This is a genomic window from Dokdonella fugitiva, from assembly GCF_014138265.1.
Classification (GTDB): domain Bacteria; phylum Pseudomonadota; class Gammaproteobacteria; order Xanthomonadales; family Rhodanobacteraceae; genus Dokdonella_A; species Dokdonella_A fugitiva_A.
In genome coordinates, this window is the sequence record NZ_JACGXL010000001.1 from 1,167,795 (window position 1) to 1,183,808 (window position 16,014).

6 protein-coding genes are annotated in these 16,014 nt (G+C 71.1%); 3 read left to right on the top strand and 3 right to left on the bottom strand.

What is annotated here, in order from left to right; all coding sequences use genetic code 11:
• Positions 1-3 precede the first annotated feature (3 nt).
• From FHW12_RS05420 to FHW12_RS05430, 3 genes are all read right to left on the bottom strand, one after another.
• Positions 4-2,175 (bottom strand): hypothetical protein, encoded by a 2,172-nt coding sequence (locus tag FHW12_RS05420; RefSeq protein ID WP_182529930.1) that lies wholly within the window; start codon positions 2,173-2,175, stop codon positions 4-6.
• Positions 2,172-4,403 (bottom strand): FG-GAP repeat protein, encoded by a 2,232-nt coding sequence (locus FHW12_RS05425; RefSeq protein WP_182529931.1) that lies wholly within the window; start codon positions 4,401-4,403, stop codon positions 2,172-2,174. The genes FHW12_RS05420 and FHW12_RS05425 overlap by 4 nt, the downstream gene beginning before the upstream one ends.
• 215 nt (positions 4,404-4,618) lie before the next feature.
• Entirely contained in the window at positions 4,619-6,961 is a 2,343-nt protein-coding gene (locus tag FHW12_RS05430) for a winged helix-turn-helix domain-containing protein (RefSeq protein ID WP_182529932.1), read from the bottom strand.
• Positions 6,962-7,255: 294 nt separating this feature from the next.
• Here FHW12_RS05430 and FHW12_RS05435 point away from each other — a divergent pair, with 294 nt between their 5' ends.
• The 3 genes from FHW12_RS05435 (at position 7,256) to pbpC (ending at position 15,957) form a co-directional block, all read left to right on the top strand.
• Positions 7,256-12,214 carry an alpha-2-macroglobulin family protein gene (locus FHW12_RS05435; RefSeq protein ID WP_182529933.1) on the top strand — a complete coding sequence of 1,653 codons (4,959 nt, stop codon included), beginning with the start codon at positions 7,256-7,258 and terminating at the stop codon, positions 12,212-12,214.
• Between the two features lie 71 nt (positions 12,215-12,285).
• The gene (locus tag FHW12_RS05440; protein ID WP_182529934.1) at positions 12,286-13,578 is read left to right on the top strand and encodes a hypothetical protein; all 1,293 of its coding nucleotides are present in this window, start codon (positions 12,286-12,288) and stop codon (positions 13,576-13,578) included.
• A 3-nt stretch (positions 13,579-13,581) separates the two neighbouring features.
• Positions 13,582-15,957 (top strand): penicillin-binding protein 1C, encoded by a 2,376-nt coding sequence (gene pbpC / locus FHW12_RS05445; RefSeq protein ID WP_182529935.1) that lies wholly within the window; start codon positions 13,582-13,584, stop codon positions 15,955-15,957.
• Positions 15,958-16,014 lie beyond the last annotated feature (57 nt).

The window sequence follows — 16,014 nt, forward strand, 5'->3', positions numbered from 1 at the left end:
CCGTCAGGGCGCCGTGACCTCGAACGTGACCGGCACGATCACGCGCGGATGCGCGTTGTCGCCGTTGTCGATGCACAGGTCCGCGCTGTAGGTGCCGGCAGCGAGCGACGTCGCGTCGAACGTGAGCGTGACGTCGTTCGCCTCGCCCGGCATCGCGGCGCCGCCGCCGACGTCCCAGTGCAGCCATGGCACCGCGTCGCGCACGTTGCACGGGCCGAGGCTCGCGATCGCGAATGCGCTGAGGCCGTTCGAGCGCCCGTCCGGGCCGACCACGTCGACCGCGGTCGCGTGCCCGGTCGCGGTGTCGACCGTGTAGATGCTTTCGGCCTGCTGCGCGGCGTCGCCGGCGAGTAGGTAAAGCGTGCCGGTGGCGTCGTCGAAGTCCATGTCGGCGCCGGCGACCTGGAAGCCGAGCGGTCCGATCACGCTCGCGTGGGCGCTGTTTCGATCGATCGCGACGAGGCTGCTGCTGACGCCGTCGATCCCATAGAGCAGGCCTTCAGGGCTCACCGCGATCGCCTGCACCTGGGTGCCGAGTTGCGCATCGTCGATGCCGCCGATCGCGCCGACGATCGTCGATGCGCCCGTCGCGGGATCGATGCGCAGCAGGTGCGAGGTGCGTCGTTCGAAGCCGCCGAACGAAACGCCCCAGAAGCGGTTGCTGGTCGCGTCGTAATGCATGCCGACCCAGTCCTCCTCGGGCGCGGGCGCGGTCCAGCCGATGTGCACGAACTGGTCGATGCAGGCGCAATCGGTCGTCTGCACCGCGAGCAGTTCGTCCTGCCAGTGGTCGATCGCGTAGACGGTGCCGAAATCGTTGCCGCCGAAGTCGGCCGCGGCGATGCGGCGCATGCCGTAGAACACCGGCACGATCGGATCCGGGTGCAGCACGTCGAACGTGACGAGCGGCGGATCGGTCGGCCACTGGTCGAACGCATAGGCGGGCAAGGTCGCACCGAGCGGTCCCGGTCGAGTCGACGATGCGCGCGCCGGCGCCCCCGTCGCCGCGGCGCCCATGCCCCAGCCGAGCGGCAGCGTGCCGATGTTGCCGATCGCGAGCATCGCGGTCGTCGTCGCTCCCGCGTTCGCGCTGGCCGAGATCGTCGTGGGCGTGACCTGGATGATCGGCTTGCCGACCGTGAGTTCGGCGCTCGCCGACGCGGTGTACGCGCTCACCGGGATCGGCGAGTAGCGCACGACGAGTCCGTCCTGCAGGCGCGCAGCGTTGCGCGAATAGGTCTGCGCGGGCAGCGCGCCGGAGTTGAGTCCGGCGGTCGCCCACAGGCCGTGGTCGTACTGCGCATCGCCGAACGACGTGTCCTCGTACTGGAAGTCGATCGTGCCGTCGGCCTCGTGCAGCACGAGTTCGAACGTCACGCCGTCGGGCGTCGCCGGGAAGCGCAGGTCGTCCTTCCACTCGACGACGAAGCGGCGATCGGGCGCGTCGCCGAGCGTCTGCGCGTAGACCGTGCCCGGCGACTGGAAGAACGTGTCCCACCAGGGCAGCAACGCGGGACCAAGCGTCGTCGCCGGCAGCGGCGACGGCGTGTACGGCAGGTAGCCGGCGTCGACACCGAACAGGATACCGCCGTTGATGCCCACGGTGACGCGATCGGCGGTGATGCCGTAGTAGGTGAACGGGAAGCCGATCGCCACCGGCGCGGTCGCGTTGCGCGACGGATCGATGTCGAGCGGCGTGCCCGTCGCGGCGATTTCGACGAACGCGTACTGCGGACCTTGCGCACCATCGTCGAAGCCGTCGCCGAACACGCGATCGGGATCGTTCTGCGCGACGCTGTAGTCGGGCGCGACCGGGAACGCGGTCCACTGCGTCTGCAGCACGCGTGATTCGAGCGCGGTCGCGATTCGGTTGTAGCGGTACGTGCCACCCGGCGCGATCGCCTGCGGCTCGAGGATCTTGAAGCGACCGATGTCGTCCTGCTCGGCGGTCACGAACGCGAGCGTTTCGCCGGTCCCGTTGGTGATCGTGTAGCAATAGTTGACCTCGGTTCCGGTCATCACGCTGAGGCTCGGCTGGTCGCCGCAGCTGCCCGGCGTGGTGTCGGTCGACAAGGTCAGCGCAAGGTGGAGGCCGGGCGTGCCGGCGACGGCCGGCCCGGCGCACAGCGCGAGCAGGAACGCGGCGGGGAATCGTAGCGTGCGGAAGGCATTCATGGCGTCTCGAAACCGTCGGCGAAGATGAGGTCGGGGTTGCCGCCCGTGACGTTCAGGGTGACCGGCACCGCGACCGTCGCGTGCGAGGCGTCGGAGGTCTGCACGCACAAGGTCGCCGTGTACGTGCCCGCGGCGAGCGCACCCGCGTCGACGCCGACGCTGACGTCCGCGGTCGTCGCGGCGGCGACGTCGCCGCCGGCCGGCGTCGCCGCGAGCCACGGCACGTCGCCCGCGGCGCTGCAGGCGGCTTCGCTTTCGCCGATCGCGAACGAGAGCGTGCTGCCGGTTTCGCCGGCGTTGCCGACGTGCAGCGTATCCGATGCGTTGCCGCCCGGCGCGAGCGTGAAGGCGAATTGCAACGGCGAAACCTGCGCGAGCGCCTGCGGCACGTCGCTGCAGCCGAACGACACGGTGTCGATCCACCAGCCGCTGCGCGACGCACTGACGTCGCTCGCGATGCGCCAGCGCAGCCGCACCGGCTGGCCGATCGCGGTCGCGGGATAGTTCGCGCGCGTGCTGATCCAGCCGCCGCTGTCGCCGGTCCAGGCGGCGCGCCCGGCGATCGCGCTGGAGCCGATCATCGTGTCGGCGTAACCGCCTTCGACGAAGCTGCCCCCGGCGTCGACGAAATCGACCCAGGCGCCGCCCGCGATCGCGATCTCGAGCACGCCGCCGTCGTAGGTCGGCTCGAGGTCGTAGTGCTGGCGGAACGCGAGCATCGCACCGGCCTGCGGCACGAACGTCGGCGCCTCGAGCATCGTGTCGGACGGCGACGACGGATCCGCGGCGAATGCGGCGTTCGGCGCGGTGTCGGCATCGGCGACGGTCTGCCAGGTGTTCGCGCCCTGCGCGACGGCGACGCTCCAGCCCGACGGCAAGCCGGGCGCGGCGACGCCGTCGAACGCCTCGACCAGCGGCGTCGTGCACGTGCCTGCGCCGGCATCGAACACGTAGCCGGCGCCCGGCCAACCGTCGGCGCCGCTCGCGAATTCCGCGCCGATCAGCGCGGTGCTGCCGTCGAGCGCGGCGCCGATGCCGAATTCCGCGCCGTCCGACGCGTCGGCGGCGACGAGCTTCGCCTGTTGCGACCAGGCGCCGCCGGATCGCGTGTAGACGTACGCGGCACCCGCGTTCTGCGCGACCGCGAGATCGGAGAACAGCGAACCGGCGATCGCGACGCCGCCCGACAGCGCGACCGACGTGCCGAACCCGTCGCCGTTGAACGCATCGCCGGCGACGAGCTTGCCCTGCTCGCTCCAGCTTGCACCGCTACCGACGAACACGTACGCGGCGCCCTGCCCGGCCATGCCGTTCGAGGAGGCGCCGATGATCGCCTGTCCGGCGTCGAGCGCGACCGCTCCGCCGAAACCGTCCCACGCTTCGCCGTCGCTCGCGACGAGGCGCGTGCGCTCGCTCCAGCTGCCGCCGTCGCGCGTGTAGACGTACGCGGTGCCTTGCCCCTGGTTCGCGCCGACCGTCGCCGACACCGCGCCGACGAGCACGCTGTCGCCGCGCACCGATACCGCGCGGCCGAACTGCACCCACGCTGCGCCGTCGGAAGCGGCGAGTTTCGATTCGAGGTTCCAGCCGCCGTCGAATGCGTAGACGTACGCGGCGCCCTGGCTCGTGTTGCCGTTCACCGTCGCGTTCTGCGCGCCGACCACGACGGTATCGCCGTCGATCGCGACTGCGTTGCCGTAGCCGTCGAACGCGGCGCCGTCGGTGGCGGCGAGCTTCGCCTGCTGCGTCCACGTCGTGCCGGAGCGCTCGAATACGTACGCCGCACCCTGCCCGGCGACGCCGCCGATCGCCGCGAAGCGCGCGCCGACGACGATGCGCTCGCCGGAGATCGCGAGTGCGAAGCCGAACTCGTCGCCGGCGACGCCGTCGTCGGCGACGAGGCGCGCCTGCTGCGTCCACACGCCGCCGTCGCGCACGTAGACGAAGGCGGCGCCCTGGCCGTCGTTGCCGCCGACATCGGCGCCCGCCGCACCGACCACGGCGGTGTCGCCGTCGAGCGCGACCGCGCGGCCGGCGTAGTCGTTGCTCGCGGCGACGTCGGCAAGCAACTTCGCCTGCTGCGTCCAGCCGGCGCCACCAGCGACGACGCCGCCGTGCACGGGATCGGGCGGCGCGGCCGTGGCGATCGAAGCGAGCAGCGAGGCGATGAACGCGAGTACGAGGACGACGGCGTCGCGACGGGCGCGGCGGATCGGTTGGTGCGGCATCATTCCCTCCGGGATCGACAAAGGAGCCACCGGCGAGCGTCGGATCGCGACGGGGAGCTCCCGCCGGCAGCAAGGCCGCAACGATCGCGCGCCGCGCGCGGGCGCACACTCGAAAGCCGTTGCATTCGCATTACGAAAAAATTTGCCCGATGGGACAGCCGCTTGCAGGTGGGCCGCAATGCGAAGCGAACGCCGTGCGTGCGACGGCGCGCGCTTCAGGCGTCGGGCGGATGACGCAATGCGGTCGGGATCGTGCGTTCGCCGGCGAGCCGCTCCGCCTGCGCCAGCGCGCCGTACCACGGTGCCGACGCATGCAGGCGGTGGAACAACTCGACCTGCAGCAGCGCGCAGCGGTAGTCGCGATCGGCCCACGCCGACACGCGGCCGATCGTCGCCTGGGCGTCGGCATCGCGCCCGAGCGCGAGTTGCCAGCGCCCGTACGCATCGACCGCGGCGACGAGATCGTCGGCGACGCCGCCGGCGTCGGCATGCGCGAGCGCGCGCGTGAACGCAGCATCGGCCGCCTCGCGCCGGCCCGCGGCCGCATCGATCACCGCCTGCGCGAGCGACTCCCAGGCGAGGCTGCGCTCGTCGCCGGCCACGGCCTCCGCGTCGAATGCCGCTTGCGCGCCGCGACCGAGCGCGACGAGCGCGCGGCTGCGCGCCGCATGGAACCAGGCCCGCAACGCCGCGACGTCGGGCGTGCGCTCGCCCGCGAGCGCGGTGGCGGCGATCGCTTCGGCGTCCTGCCAGCGTCCGTCGTCGACCGCCATCGAGGCGCGCACGCGCGCGATGCGCAGCGCGGATTCGGGATTGCGCGAAGCCGGCTCCTGCGCCGCCTCGCCGACGAGCACGCCTGCCTCGGCGAGGCGACCGAGCGCGTACAGCACGTCGATGCGATCGGCGAGCATCTGCATGCGCAACTGCGGATCGCGCACGCGCGCGCGCAAGGTCCAGGCGCGGTCGCTGAGCACGAGCGCGCCCGCGTGGTCGAGCAGGCGTTCGCGGCAGGCGAACAGCATCGACAGCGTGTGCAACTGCTCGTTGACCGCATTGAAGCGCTCGAACACGGCGGCGGCGCGCTCGAGTGCGGGTTGTGCCGCGTCGATGCGGCCGCGTTGCAGCTCGAGTTCACCCGCGACCATGTCGAGGCGCGCCTGCCCCGGCGCATCGCCGGCCTGCTGCAGTTCGATCCGCGCGCGCGCGAGATCCTGCAGCGCGTCCGCGTAGCGGCCCTGTGCGGCGCGCGCGGCACCGCGGCCGCCGTACGCCTGGCCGAGCTCGAGCGGCCGGTGCCAGGCTTCGACTTCGGCGATCGCGGCCGCGAAGTCGCGCTCGGACTGCGCGTAGTCGCCGCGGTTGAGGTGGATCGTGCCGAGTCCGGTCAGCGCACCTGCGCGCAGGGCCGGATCCTTGGCGGCCGGCTCGTCCTCGAGCAGCGAGGTGAGCGCCTTGGCCACCGCGTCGAGGTTGCCGGCGCGGAAATCGACCTGGGCGAGGCGGTAGCGCAGCTGCGGTTCCGCCTGCACGAGCGCCGGCGCGCGCAGCAGGATCGCGCGCGCGACCTCGAGCTGGTTCGCGAGCATCGCCGCGTTCGCGCGCTGCAGCGTCTCGTCGAGCGCCGCGTCGGGCCCCGGCTCGTCGGGTGCGAGGCGGCCGAGGCGCACGAGCAGGCGGTCGCCGGCGGCGCGCAGGGTCGACAGCGCCTCGCGTCCGTCCGCTTCCACCGCGATCGGTTCGCCGTACGCCGGGCGGGCGTGCAGCGCGACGTGCCACCCTTGCGCCGTGACCGTCGCAGCGCCGTCGACGAGCAGGTCGACGCCGGTCGCGGCGCGCAGGTGCACGTCGTCGCCGGCGGCGCCATCCGCGTGCAGCGCCGCGAGCACGGCCTCGCTCGGCGGTACGCGCAGGCCGCCCGCGCGCAGGCGCGTCGCGAGCGCGTCCATGCCGCCGAGGCGCAACCAGTCCTGCGGCGGCGTCGCGGTGACGTCGAGCGGACGCACGAGCGCGCCCGGCGTCGCCGCCTCGGCCGGCGGTGGCGGAGAGCGCCAGCGCGTCCAGGCGACGAATCCGAATGCACACACGAGCAGCGCGGCCACGACGGCGAACCAGCGCCTGCGAGGCGCCTCATGGCGTGGCGGCTCGACCGGCGCCTGCTCGCGCGGCTCGGGTTCGTGCGATGGCGGCGTCGCAGGCATGGGCGACGGCGCGTCGGCGCCGTCCGCGGCCGGCGTCGCCAGCGTGCGCACTTCGGCCAGCCAGCGGTAGCCGAACTTCGGCATCGTGCGGATGTAGTGCTGGTCGTTGCCGTCGTCGCCGATCGCGCGGCGCGCGCGCAGCACGATCTGGCCGAGCTGCGCGTCCGAGACGTCGACGCGGCCCCACAGCGCCGCGACGAGCTCGTCGCGGCCGACCGCGCGCTCGCGGTTCTCGATCAGGTACAGCAGGCAGTCGAATACCCGCGTCGGCACGGTCACCGGCACGCCACCGCGGCGCAGTTCGCGCGCGGAGCGGTCGAGGCGGAAGTCGTCGAAGAGGTAGGTGATCGGCGATGGCATGCGTGGAACCGGCGCGGCCGGGCGCGAGCGCCGGACCCGCGCCGCAACGGCGGCGCGTCCGCGATCATAGCGTCGCCGCCGCCGCGCCGCGTGCTGCACCGCGACTAGCCGCGTGCGGGCCGACCGTGCGGCCGTCCACGGCCGCACTGCCAACCGCGACACGTCGCGTGCGCGCTGCCGCGCACGGGCGCCGCGTCGACCGCGTTCCGCCCTCGTCCGCCCCGGTGCCGCCATAATCTTCCGCCATAAATCGGCCGCGTATACTTCACGCGCCATCTACCCGGGGAGTCCACAATGGATCTGCGTTCGCCCGCGTCGCGCCTGCGACTCGTCGGCACGGCGTTGCTCGTCGCCGTCACCCTCGCCGCCTGCAACCGTTCCGCCGACCAGGTGCCGGAAGTGCAAGGCAAGAAGCCCATCGCGGCCGAGGCGGCCAAGCCGGCGAAGGCCGAAGGCTTCGCACTCGCCTCCGCGCGCGCCGAGCAGCACGACGGCCAGCTCGCGCTCGCGCTCGAATTCAGCCAGCCGCTGGTCGGCACGCAGGCGTTCGACACGCTGATCGGCGTGACCGATCCGAAGGGCGCCGCCGTGGAGGGCAGCTGGTCGCTCGACGAGGACGGCAAGACGCTGCACTTCCCGTTCATCCAGGCCGACCAGAGCTACGCGGTCAAGATCAAGGGCGAGCTTGCCGCCGCCGACGGCAAGACGCTCGGCAGCGAGCTGTCCAAGGACGTCTACACCGGCCCGATGGAACCGAACGCGGCGTTCGCCTCGCAGGGCAACGTGCTGCCCGCGCGCGAGACGCGCGGCCTGCCGGTGATCTCGGTCAACGTCAAGGACGTCGACGTCGAGTTCATGCGCGTGCGCGACGAGGAAGTCGCGAACTTCTTCGCCGCCTACCAGAAGAACGGCAAGCGCAGCTCCTACGAACTCGATCCGCGCTACGGCTGGGGCCGCGAGGGCTCGCCGATCACGCAGATCGCCGACTCGGTCTACTCGAACCGCTTCGCGCTCGCCGGCAAGGACAACGAGCGCGCGGTCAACTACCTGCCGATCCAGTCGATCTCCGAACTGTCCAAGCCCGGCCTGTATTTCGCGGTGATGAAGCGCGCCGGCACCTTCAACGAGGAGTTCGAGACGAGCTTCTTCTTCGTCAGCGACATCGGCCTGCACACGCGCGCTTACGCGCAAGCACTGTTCGTGCACGCGGCGTCGCTGAAGAGCGGCGCGCCGCTCGCGGGCGTCGAATTGTCCGTGCTCGACGGCAAGGGCGAGTCGATCGTCGCCGGCAAGACCGACGGCAACGGCAACGCCCAGCTCGCCTACACGCTCAAGGCCGACCAGGTGCTCGTCGCGAAGAGCGGCAACGACGTCTCGCTGCTGCCGTTCAACCAGCCGGCGCTCGACCTGTCCGACTTCGCGGTCGCCGGCCGCAAGCAGGCGTGGTTCGACGTGTTCGCGTGGGCCGACCGCGACCTGTACCGCCCGGGCGAGACGATCGCGCTGTCGGCGCTCTTGCGCGACTTCGACGGCAACCTGATCAAGCCACAGCCGCTGTTCATCACGCTCAAGCAGCCGGACGGCCGCACCTACGCCGAGACGAAGCTCGAACCGAAGGACCTCAACTACTTCGAATGGTCGCGCGAGATCCCGGTCGACGCGCCGACCGGACGCTGGCAGGTCGAGTTCCGTACCGACCCGAAATCGAGCCAGGTCACGCAGGGTCTCACGTTCCGCATCGAGGAATTCCTGCCCGAGCGCCTCAAGCTCGATCTCGCGAGCGAACAGGCCGTGCTCAAACCCGGCGAGCCGCTCAAGCTCGCGGTCGAGGGCGACTACCTCTACGGCGCGCCGGCCGCGGGCAACCGCTTCACCGCGCGCCTCACCGTCGCCGCCGACCAGCATCCGGTCGACGCGCACAAGGATTTCTGGTTCGGCGATCCGACCGTCGAGTTGCCCAAGGAAGCGAAGGACGTCGTCGACGAAGCGCTCGACGAGCACGGCAAGCTCGAGCAGGACATCGAGATCCCCGAAGGCGCGAAGCCGGCGACGCCGATTGCCGCGATGCTCTCGGGCAGCGTCTACGAAAGCGGCGGCCGCACCGTCACGCGCACGCTCAAGCGCACCGTATGGCCGGCCGAGGCGCTGGTCGGCGTGCGCCCGCTGTTCGACCTCAAGGAAGGCTCCGACGCGCGTGGACGCGCGGGCTTCGAACTGATCCGCAGCAACGCGGCGGGCGACCTCGTAGCAGGCCAGCACCTCAAGCTCACGCTCGTGCGCGAGCACCGCGATTTCCACTGGACCTTCGACAAGGACAGCGGCTGGCACTTCGAATACGTGCAGCGCTACGAGGACAGCGAGAAGCGCGACATCGACGTCGAGGCGGGCAAGGTCGCGAAGTTCGACGTGCCGGTCGACTGGGGCAACTACCGCGTCGAGATCCTCGATCCGGCGACCGGCCTGACCACGCGCCTGCCGTTCTTCGCGGGCTGGAGCTGGAACGACGACAACCGCGGCAAGGAAGCGCGTCCCGACAAGGTCAAGCTCGCGCTCGACAAGCCGAACTACCACGAAGGCGACACGCTCAAGGTCACGATCACGCCGCCGCAGGGCGGACCGGGCCTGCTGCTGGTCGAGTCGGACCATCTCATCTATTCGAAGAACATCGACGCGCAGCCGGGCGCGGTGTTCGAGATCCCGGTGACGAAGGAGTTCGAGCGCCACGACGTCTACGTGACCGCGCTGGTGTTCCGCGGTGGTTCGGCGACCGACAAGATCACCCCCGCACGCGCGGTCGGCGAAGCCTGGGTGCCGATGGATCGCGCCAACCGCAAGATCGACGTCGCGGTCGACGCGCCGAAGCAGATGAAGCCCGAGACCGACCTGCCGGTCGCGGTGAAGGCGCCCGCGCTCGCGGGCAAGAAGGCCTACGTGACCGTCTCCGCGGTCGACGTCGGCATCCTCAACATCACGCGCTTCGCGCGCCCGGACGCGAACGCGTGGTTCTTCGCGCAGCGTGCGCTCGGCATCGACGCGTACGACCTGTACGGCCGCGTGATCGAGAGCTTCGACGGCAACACGGCCAAGCTCCGCTACGGCGGCGACATGGCGCTCGGCGCGCTGCCGCAGGCGCGCCGGCCGACCGCCAAGGTGCTGACCGTCGATCTCTTCTCCGGCGTCGTGGCGCTCGACGCCAAGGGCGAGGCGAAGGTCGCGCTGAAGATGCCCGACTTCAACGGCACGGTGCGCGTCGTGGCGCAGGTGTTCGGCGAGAACCAGTACGGTGGCGCCGATGCCGAGACGATCGTGCGCGCGCCTTTGGTCGCCGAGATCTCGACGCCGCGCGTGCTCGCGCCGGGCGACAAGTCGGCGCTCACGCTCGACCTGCAGAACTTCTCCGGCAGCGAGCGCGAGTTCGCGGTCAAGGTGTCGACGCAGAAGCCGCTCGCGATCGACAAGGGCGAGCGCAAGGTCAAGCTCGCCGACGGCGCCAAGACCACGCTCAATTTCCCGCTCAGCGCGCTCGACGGCTACGGCGTCGGCAAGATCGCCGTGCAGGCGTCGAGCGGCGAACTGAAGATCGACCGCCACTTCGAGATGGTCGTGCGCGCGGCGTGGCCGAGCGTGATGCGCTCGAGCGCGCGTTCACTCGACGCGCTCGCCCCGGTCACGCTCGGCGGTGACGCGATCGACGGCCTGCTCGCCGATTCGGTCGCCGCGCGCCTGACCGTGTCGAGCCTGCCGCCGCTGCCGTTCGCCTCGGCGCTGCAGGACCTCCTCAAGTATCCGTACGGCTGCATCGAGCAGACCACCAGCAAGGGGTACGGCGCGTTGCTGCTCGACGACAAGACCGCCGAGAACCTGCACACCGACGGCCTGCCCGCCGAGCAGCGCAAGGAGCGCGTCGACGGTGCGATCGGCCGCATCGCCTCGATGCAGATCCCGTCGGGCCACTTCTCGATGTGGGGCGGCGACAGCTACGTCAACGAGTACATCACGCCGTACGTGGTCGAGTTCCTCGAGGACGCGCGCGACGACGGCTTCCTCGTTCCCGACGAGATGCTGCAGAAGGCGCTCAAGCGCCTCAACGACGACCTGCTCTCGGGCGGCCACCCGTTCTACGGCTACGAGCACAGCGACCACTTGCGCTTCGCCAACGAGGCGTACTCGGGCTACGTGCTCGCGCGCGTGAACCGCGCGCCGCTCGGCACGTTGCGCGCGTTGTACGACAACGACAAGGGCAAGTCGGTCACCGCGCTGCCGCTCGTGCACCTCGCGATCGCGCTCAAGCTCATGGGCGACGAGCCGCGTGCGCAGAAGGCGATCGCCGACGCGTTCGCGATGAAGGTCGAGCGCCCGTGGTACCTCGGCGACTACGGCTCGAACCTGCGCGACACCTCGCTCATGCTCGCGCTCGCGCACCGCTACGGCCTGTCCAAGCCGGAATACGACGGCCGCGTGTTCGACATCGCGCGTTCGCTCGGCAACGAGGAACACCAGGCGAGCGACCAGCAGCGCAAATACGGCTACCGCTGGCTCTGGCTCAGCACGCAGGAGCAGATCGCGATCGCGCGCCTCGGCAAGACGCTGATCAAGGACGGCGACAAGGTCGTGTCGGGTTCGCTCGCGATCGGCGCGAACACGAGCGAGATCAGCCCGGACCGCCTGTGGAGCCGCACGTTCGCCGGTACCGACCTCGCCGCGGGCGTGCGCTTCACGCCGCAGGGCGACCTGCCGCTGTACGTGAGCACCGACATCGCCGGCATCCCGAAGACCGCACCCGCGCCGGACGACCACTACGTGTGGATCCAGCGCCAGTTCTACACGCTCGACGGCAAGCCGTGGGAACCGGGCCCGCTCAAGGAAGGCGACAGCCTCATCGTCGGCCTCAAGCTCGAGGCGCGCGAGGCGATGCCAGACGCGCTGCTGGTCGACCTGCTGCCGGGTGGCCTCGAGATCGAGAATTTCAACCTCACCGACGCCAAGCAATGGGCCGACGTCGTCGTCGACGGCATCACGATCACCGATCGAGCGCAGGCGGCCGAAGTGCGCCACGAGGAGTTCCGCGACGACCGCTACGTCGCCGCGCTCAACCTCGGCAAGGGCCAGACCGCGCACGTCTTCTACCTCGTGCGCGCGGTGACGCCGGGCACGTTCCAGGTACCGCCGCCACTGGTCGAGGACATGTACATGCCGCAAGTGCGCGGCATCGGCAAGAGCACCCCGGCATCGGTGAGAGTCGTCGAACCTTGAACATGAGGGACGCGGCTGCGGCTGCGGCGGCGGGCGCGGGTGCGCCCGCCGCCGTGCGAGCGGTATCGGCCGTGGCGGCGCGCAGGCCGGTCACCGTCCTGCTGGCGATGCATGTGGCGCAGCTCGCGTTCCTGTTGTGGCTCGTCCATTCGATGGGCTTCTGCTGCGATGCGTCCTACTACGATGACGTCGCATCGCGGTTGTTCACGCAAGGCCTGATGTACACGGACATCTACAGCGGCTACCGCAGCTACTTCGTACCGTTCGTCCTCGGCGCCCTGCGCTGGCCCGCACAGTGGTTCCCGAGCGTGGACGCAACGACGTGGATGCGCGTGTCGTTATGTTGCGCATACTCGCTCTGTTCCTTCGCGACGACGCTGCGCGTCGTGCGTCGCGCCGGCTGGCGCGACGCCGTGACGATCGCACTGCCGGTATTCTTCAATCCGCTCGTCCTGCACCAGGTGCCGCTGCCGATGCAGGAAGCGGTGATCGCCCTGCTGGTGCTGCCGATGCTCGTGTTGCTACTGGCGACGCGGACCACGCTCGCGCGCCGCTGCGCCCTCGCGATCGTGTGCGGCGGCGTCGCGTTCCTGATCCGCCTGCCGATGGCGTGGCTGATCATCGCCTGCGCGGCGTACCTGCTCGCCTGCTTGCGCTGGGAAGGTCTTCGCTGGCGGACACCCGGCGCGCCGTCCGGATCCTTGTCGATCGCCGCTGCCGTGCTCGCCCTGGCCGCGCTGCTGGGTCCGCAGCTCGTCATCTCGCACGCGCGATTCCACAGTTGGGCCCCCTATCCGAACGACGCTTCCTACGCGCGCCAGTGGATCTTCGGCGTCGACGACTACCGGCGCGACACCGTCATCGAAGACGACCATTCGGCCGTCGACTACGCCACTCCCTATCGGGCACTGTCGAACGATCGCAAGACGCTCGCGTTCTACGTCGAAACGATTCCGGACGGCCCCGTGCTCGCGCTCACGCATGCGTGGATCACGCTGCACCCCTGGGGGTGGCGCACGTATCCCCGGCGTGCGGAGGCCGAACCCTCGCTGGCGGTGCTCGCGTTTTCCGCCACGCTGGTGTTCCTCGCGTTGTCCTATTTCGGCGGCGTCCGGTCGCGTCCGGAAGAGCGACCGACGATGGTCATGCTGTTCGCGCTGGTCTCCCTGTCGACGGCATCGGTCGCCTTCGCTGCAGCGGAAACACGCTTCGGACTCATCGGCTACACCGCGGCGGGCGTCGCGGCGGCGCGATTGCTGGCGGACAGCGGCGGGCGCGAGCGGGCGCTGCATGCGCTGCCGGGCCTCGCCGCGTACGTCGGCGCCTGCCTCGTCATCGCCATGCTGCTCGCCCACACGCGCTGACGCATGCGAACGCGCACCGCGCCCTCTCCTGCGTCACCCCGCCGCTGGCGACGGCGCCTGCGCCACGCCACGGCATGCGTCGTGCTGGTCGCAACGCTGGTGTTCCTGCTCGACCGCCTGTTCCCGCTGCCGCTGCCCGACGGGTTGGGCGGCAGCACGGTGGTGCTCGCGCGCGACGGCACGCCGCTGCGTGCGTTTCCCGACCGCGACGGCGTCTGGCGCTATCCGGTCGCGGTCGAAGACGTGTCGCCGCTCTACGTCGAGGCGCTGCTCACCTATGAGGACCGCTGGTTCTGGCGCCATCCGGGCGTGAATCCGTTCGCGCTCGCGCGTGCATTCGCGCAGTGGATCGTGCACGGCCGGCTGGTTTCCGGAGGCTCGACGTTGACGATGCAGGTCGCGCGCATCCTCGACGGCATGCCGCACAGCGCGCTCGGCAAGTTGCGCCAGATCGCGCGCGCGCTGCAGCTCGAGGCGCACCTGTCCAAGCGCGAGATCCTCGCGCTCTACCTCGAGCGCGCGCCGTTCGGGGGCACCATCGAAGGCGTCGAGGCGGCATCGTGGGCCTACCTCGGCAAACCCGCCTCGCGCCTCTCGCGCGCGGAAGCCGCGTTGCTCGCCGTGCTGCCGCAGATGCCGAGCCGGCTGCGCCCGGACCGCAACGCGGATGCCGCGCGCGTCGCGCGCGACAAGGTGCTCGCGCGGATGGCCGACCTCGGCGTGTGGACGCCCGCCGAAGTACACGACGCGCGCGTCGAGTCGGTCGCTGCGCGCGCGCTGCAGCCACCGCTGAGCGCAGCGCTGCTCGCCGAACGCCTGCATGCGGAACGACCGGGCGAACGGCGCATCGCGACGACGATCGACGCGGAGCTGCAGCATGCGCTCGAAGCGCGCGTGAGCGACTACCTCGGACGCCTGCCCGAGCGCACTTCGGCTGCGCTGCTCGTCGTCGACAATGCGACGCTCGGGGCGCGTGCGTACGTCGGCTCGGCGGAGTTCGGTGACGAACAGCGGCTCGGCCACGTCGACATGGTGCGTGCATGGCGTTCGCCCGGTTCGACCCTGAAGCCGTTCCTCTACGGACTCGCGCTCGACGACGGCCTCATCGATTCGGAGAGCCTGCTCGTCGACGCGCCGCAGTCGTTCGGCGGCTATCGCCCCGGCAATTTCGATCTCGCCTACAACGGCCCGATCGGCGCCGCCGAAGCGCTGCGCCTGTCGCTCAACGTGCCTGCGGTCGACCTCGTCGACCGCATCGGTCCGATCCGCTTCGCCGCGCGCCTCGCCAACGCCGGACTCGACCTGCGCCTGCCGCGCGGTGCCGCGCCGAACCTGTCGGTGATCCTCGGCGGTGCGGGCGTGCGCATGGAGGACCTCGTCGGCGCATACACCGCGCTCAATCGCGGCGGCGTCGCCGGTCGCGTGCGCTACGCCCGCGACGACGCGACGATCGATCGACGCATCCTGTCCGACGGCGCGGCGTGGATCGTGCGCGACATCCTCGAGGCGAATCCGCGTCCCGGCTACGCCCCGGGCACGTTCGATCCCGGCTCGCGTCCACGCGTCGCCTGGAAGACCGGCACGAGCTACGGCTTCCGTGACGCCTGGGCGGTAGGTGCTACGCGCACCTACACGATCGCGGTGTGGATCGGCCGCCCCGACGGCACGCCGCTGCCGGGCCAGTACGGCGCGGTCACCGCGCTGCCGCTGATGTTCCAGATCGTCGACAGCCTGCCGCGCAGTGCGGTCGCTGCGGCACCGTCGCCGCCGCCGCCGGGCGTGAGCGAGCGCGAGGTGTGCTGGCCGCTCGGTCTCGCCTACGACCCGGCGCATCCCGAGCTGTGCCACCAGAAGCACACCGCGTGGGTGCTCGACGGGGTGATCCCGCCGACGCTGGCCGAGCGTGATGCGACGAGCTGGAGCGCCGGCCTGCTGCATGTGCGCGTCGACGCCGCGACCGGCGAACGCCTCAGCGCCGGCTGCGAGCGCAGGCGCGCGCGCGAGGTCGACGTCGCGCGCTGGCCCGCCCTCGTCTATCCATGGCTGTCGCGCGACCTGCGTCGGCGCGCGAGCCTGCCGGGCCTCGCGCGCGGCTGCGCCGAGGACGGCCTCGCCGCGACCTTGCCGCTGCGCATCGACGGCATCGGCGCGGACGCGGCGATCGCCCGCGCGCCGAACAGCAGCACGCCGGCGACCCTGCACCTGCGCGCACTCGGCGCGGCCGGCGACGTGCAGTGGCTCGTCAACGGCCGCCTTGCCGGCAGCACCCGCGGCGGCGCCGCGTTCGAACATGCGTTCGAGCACACCGGGCCGCAAACGATCACTGCGCTCGCCGACAGTGGCGCCTGGGCGCAATTGCAGGTGCGCGTGTTGCGCTGACGAATGGTTGGGTGGGCCGACGAAAGAAGTGGCCACCACGCCCGGTCTGTCGCGGCG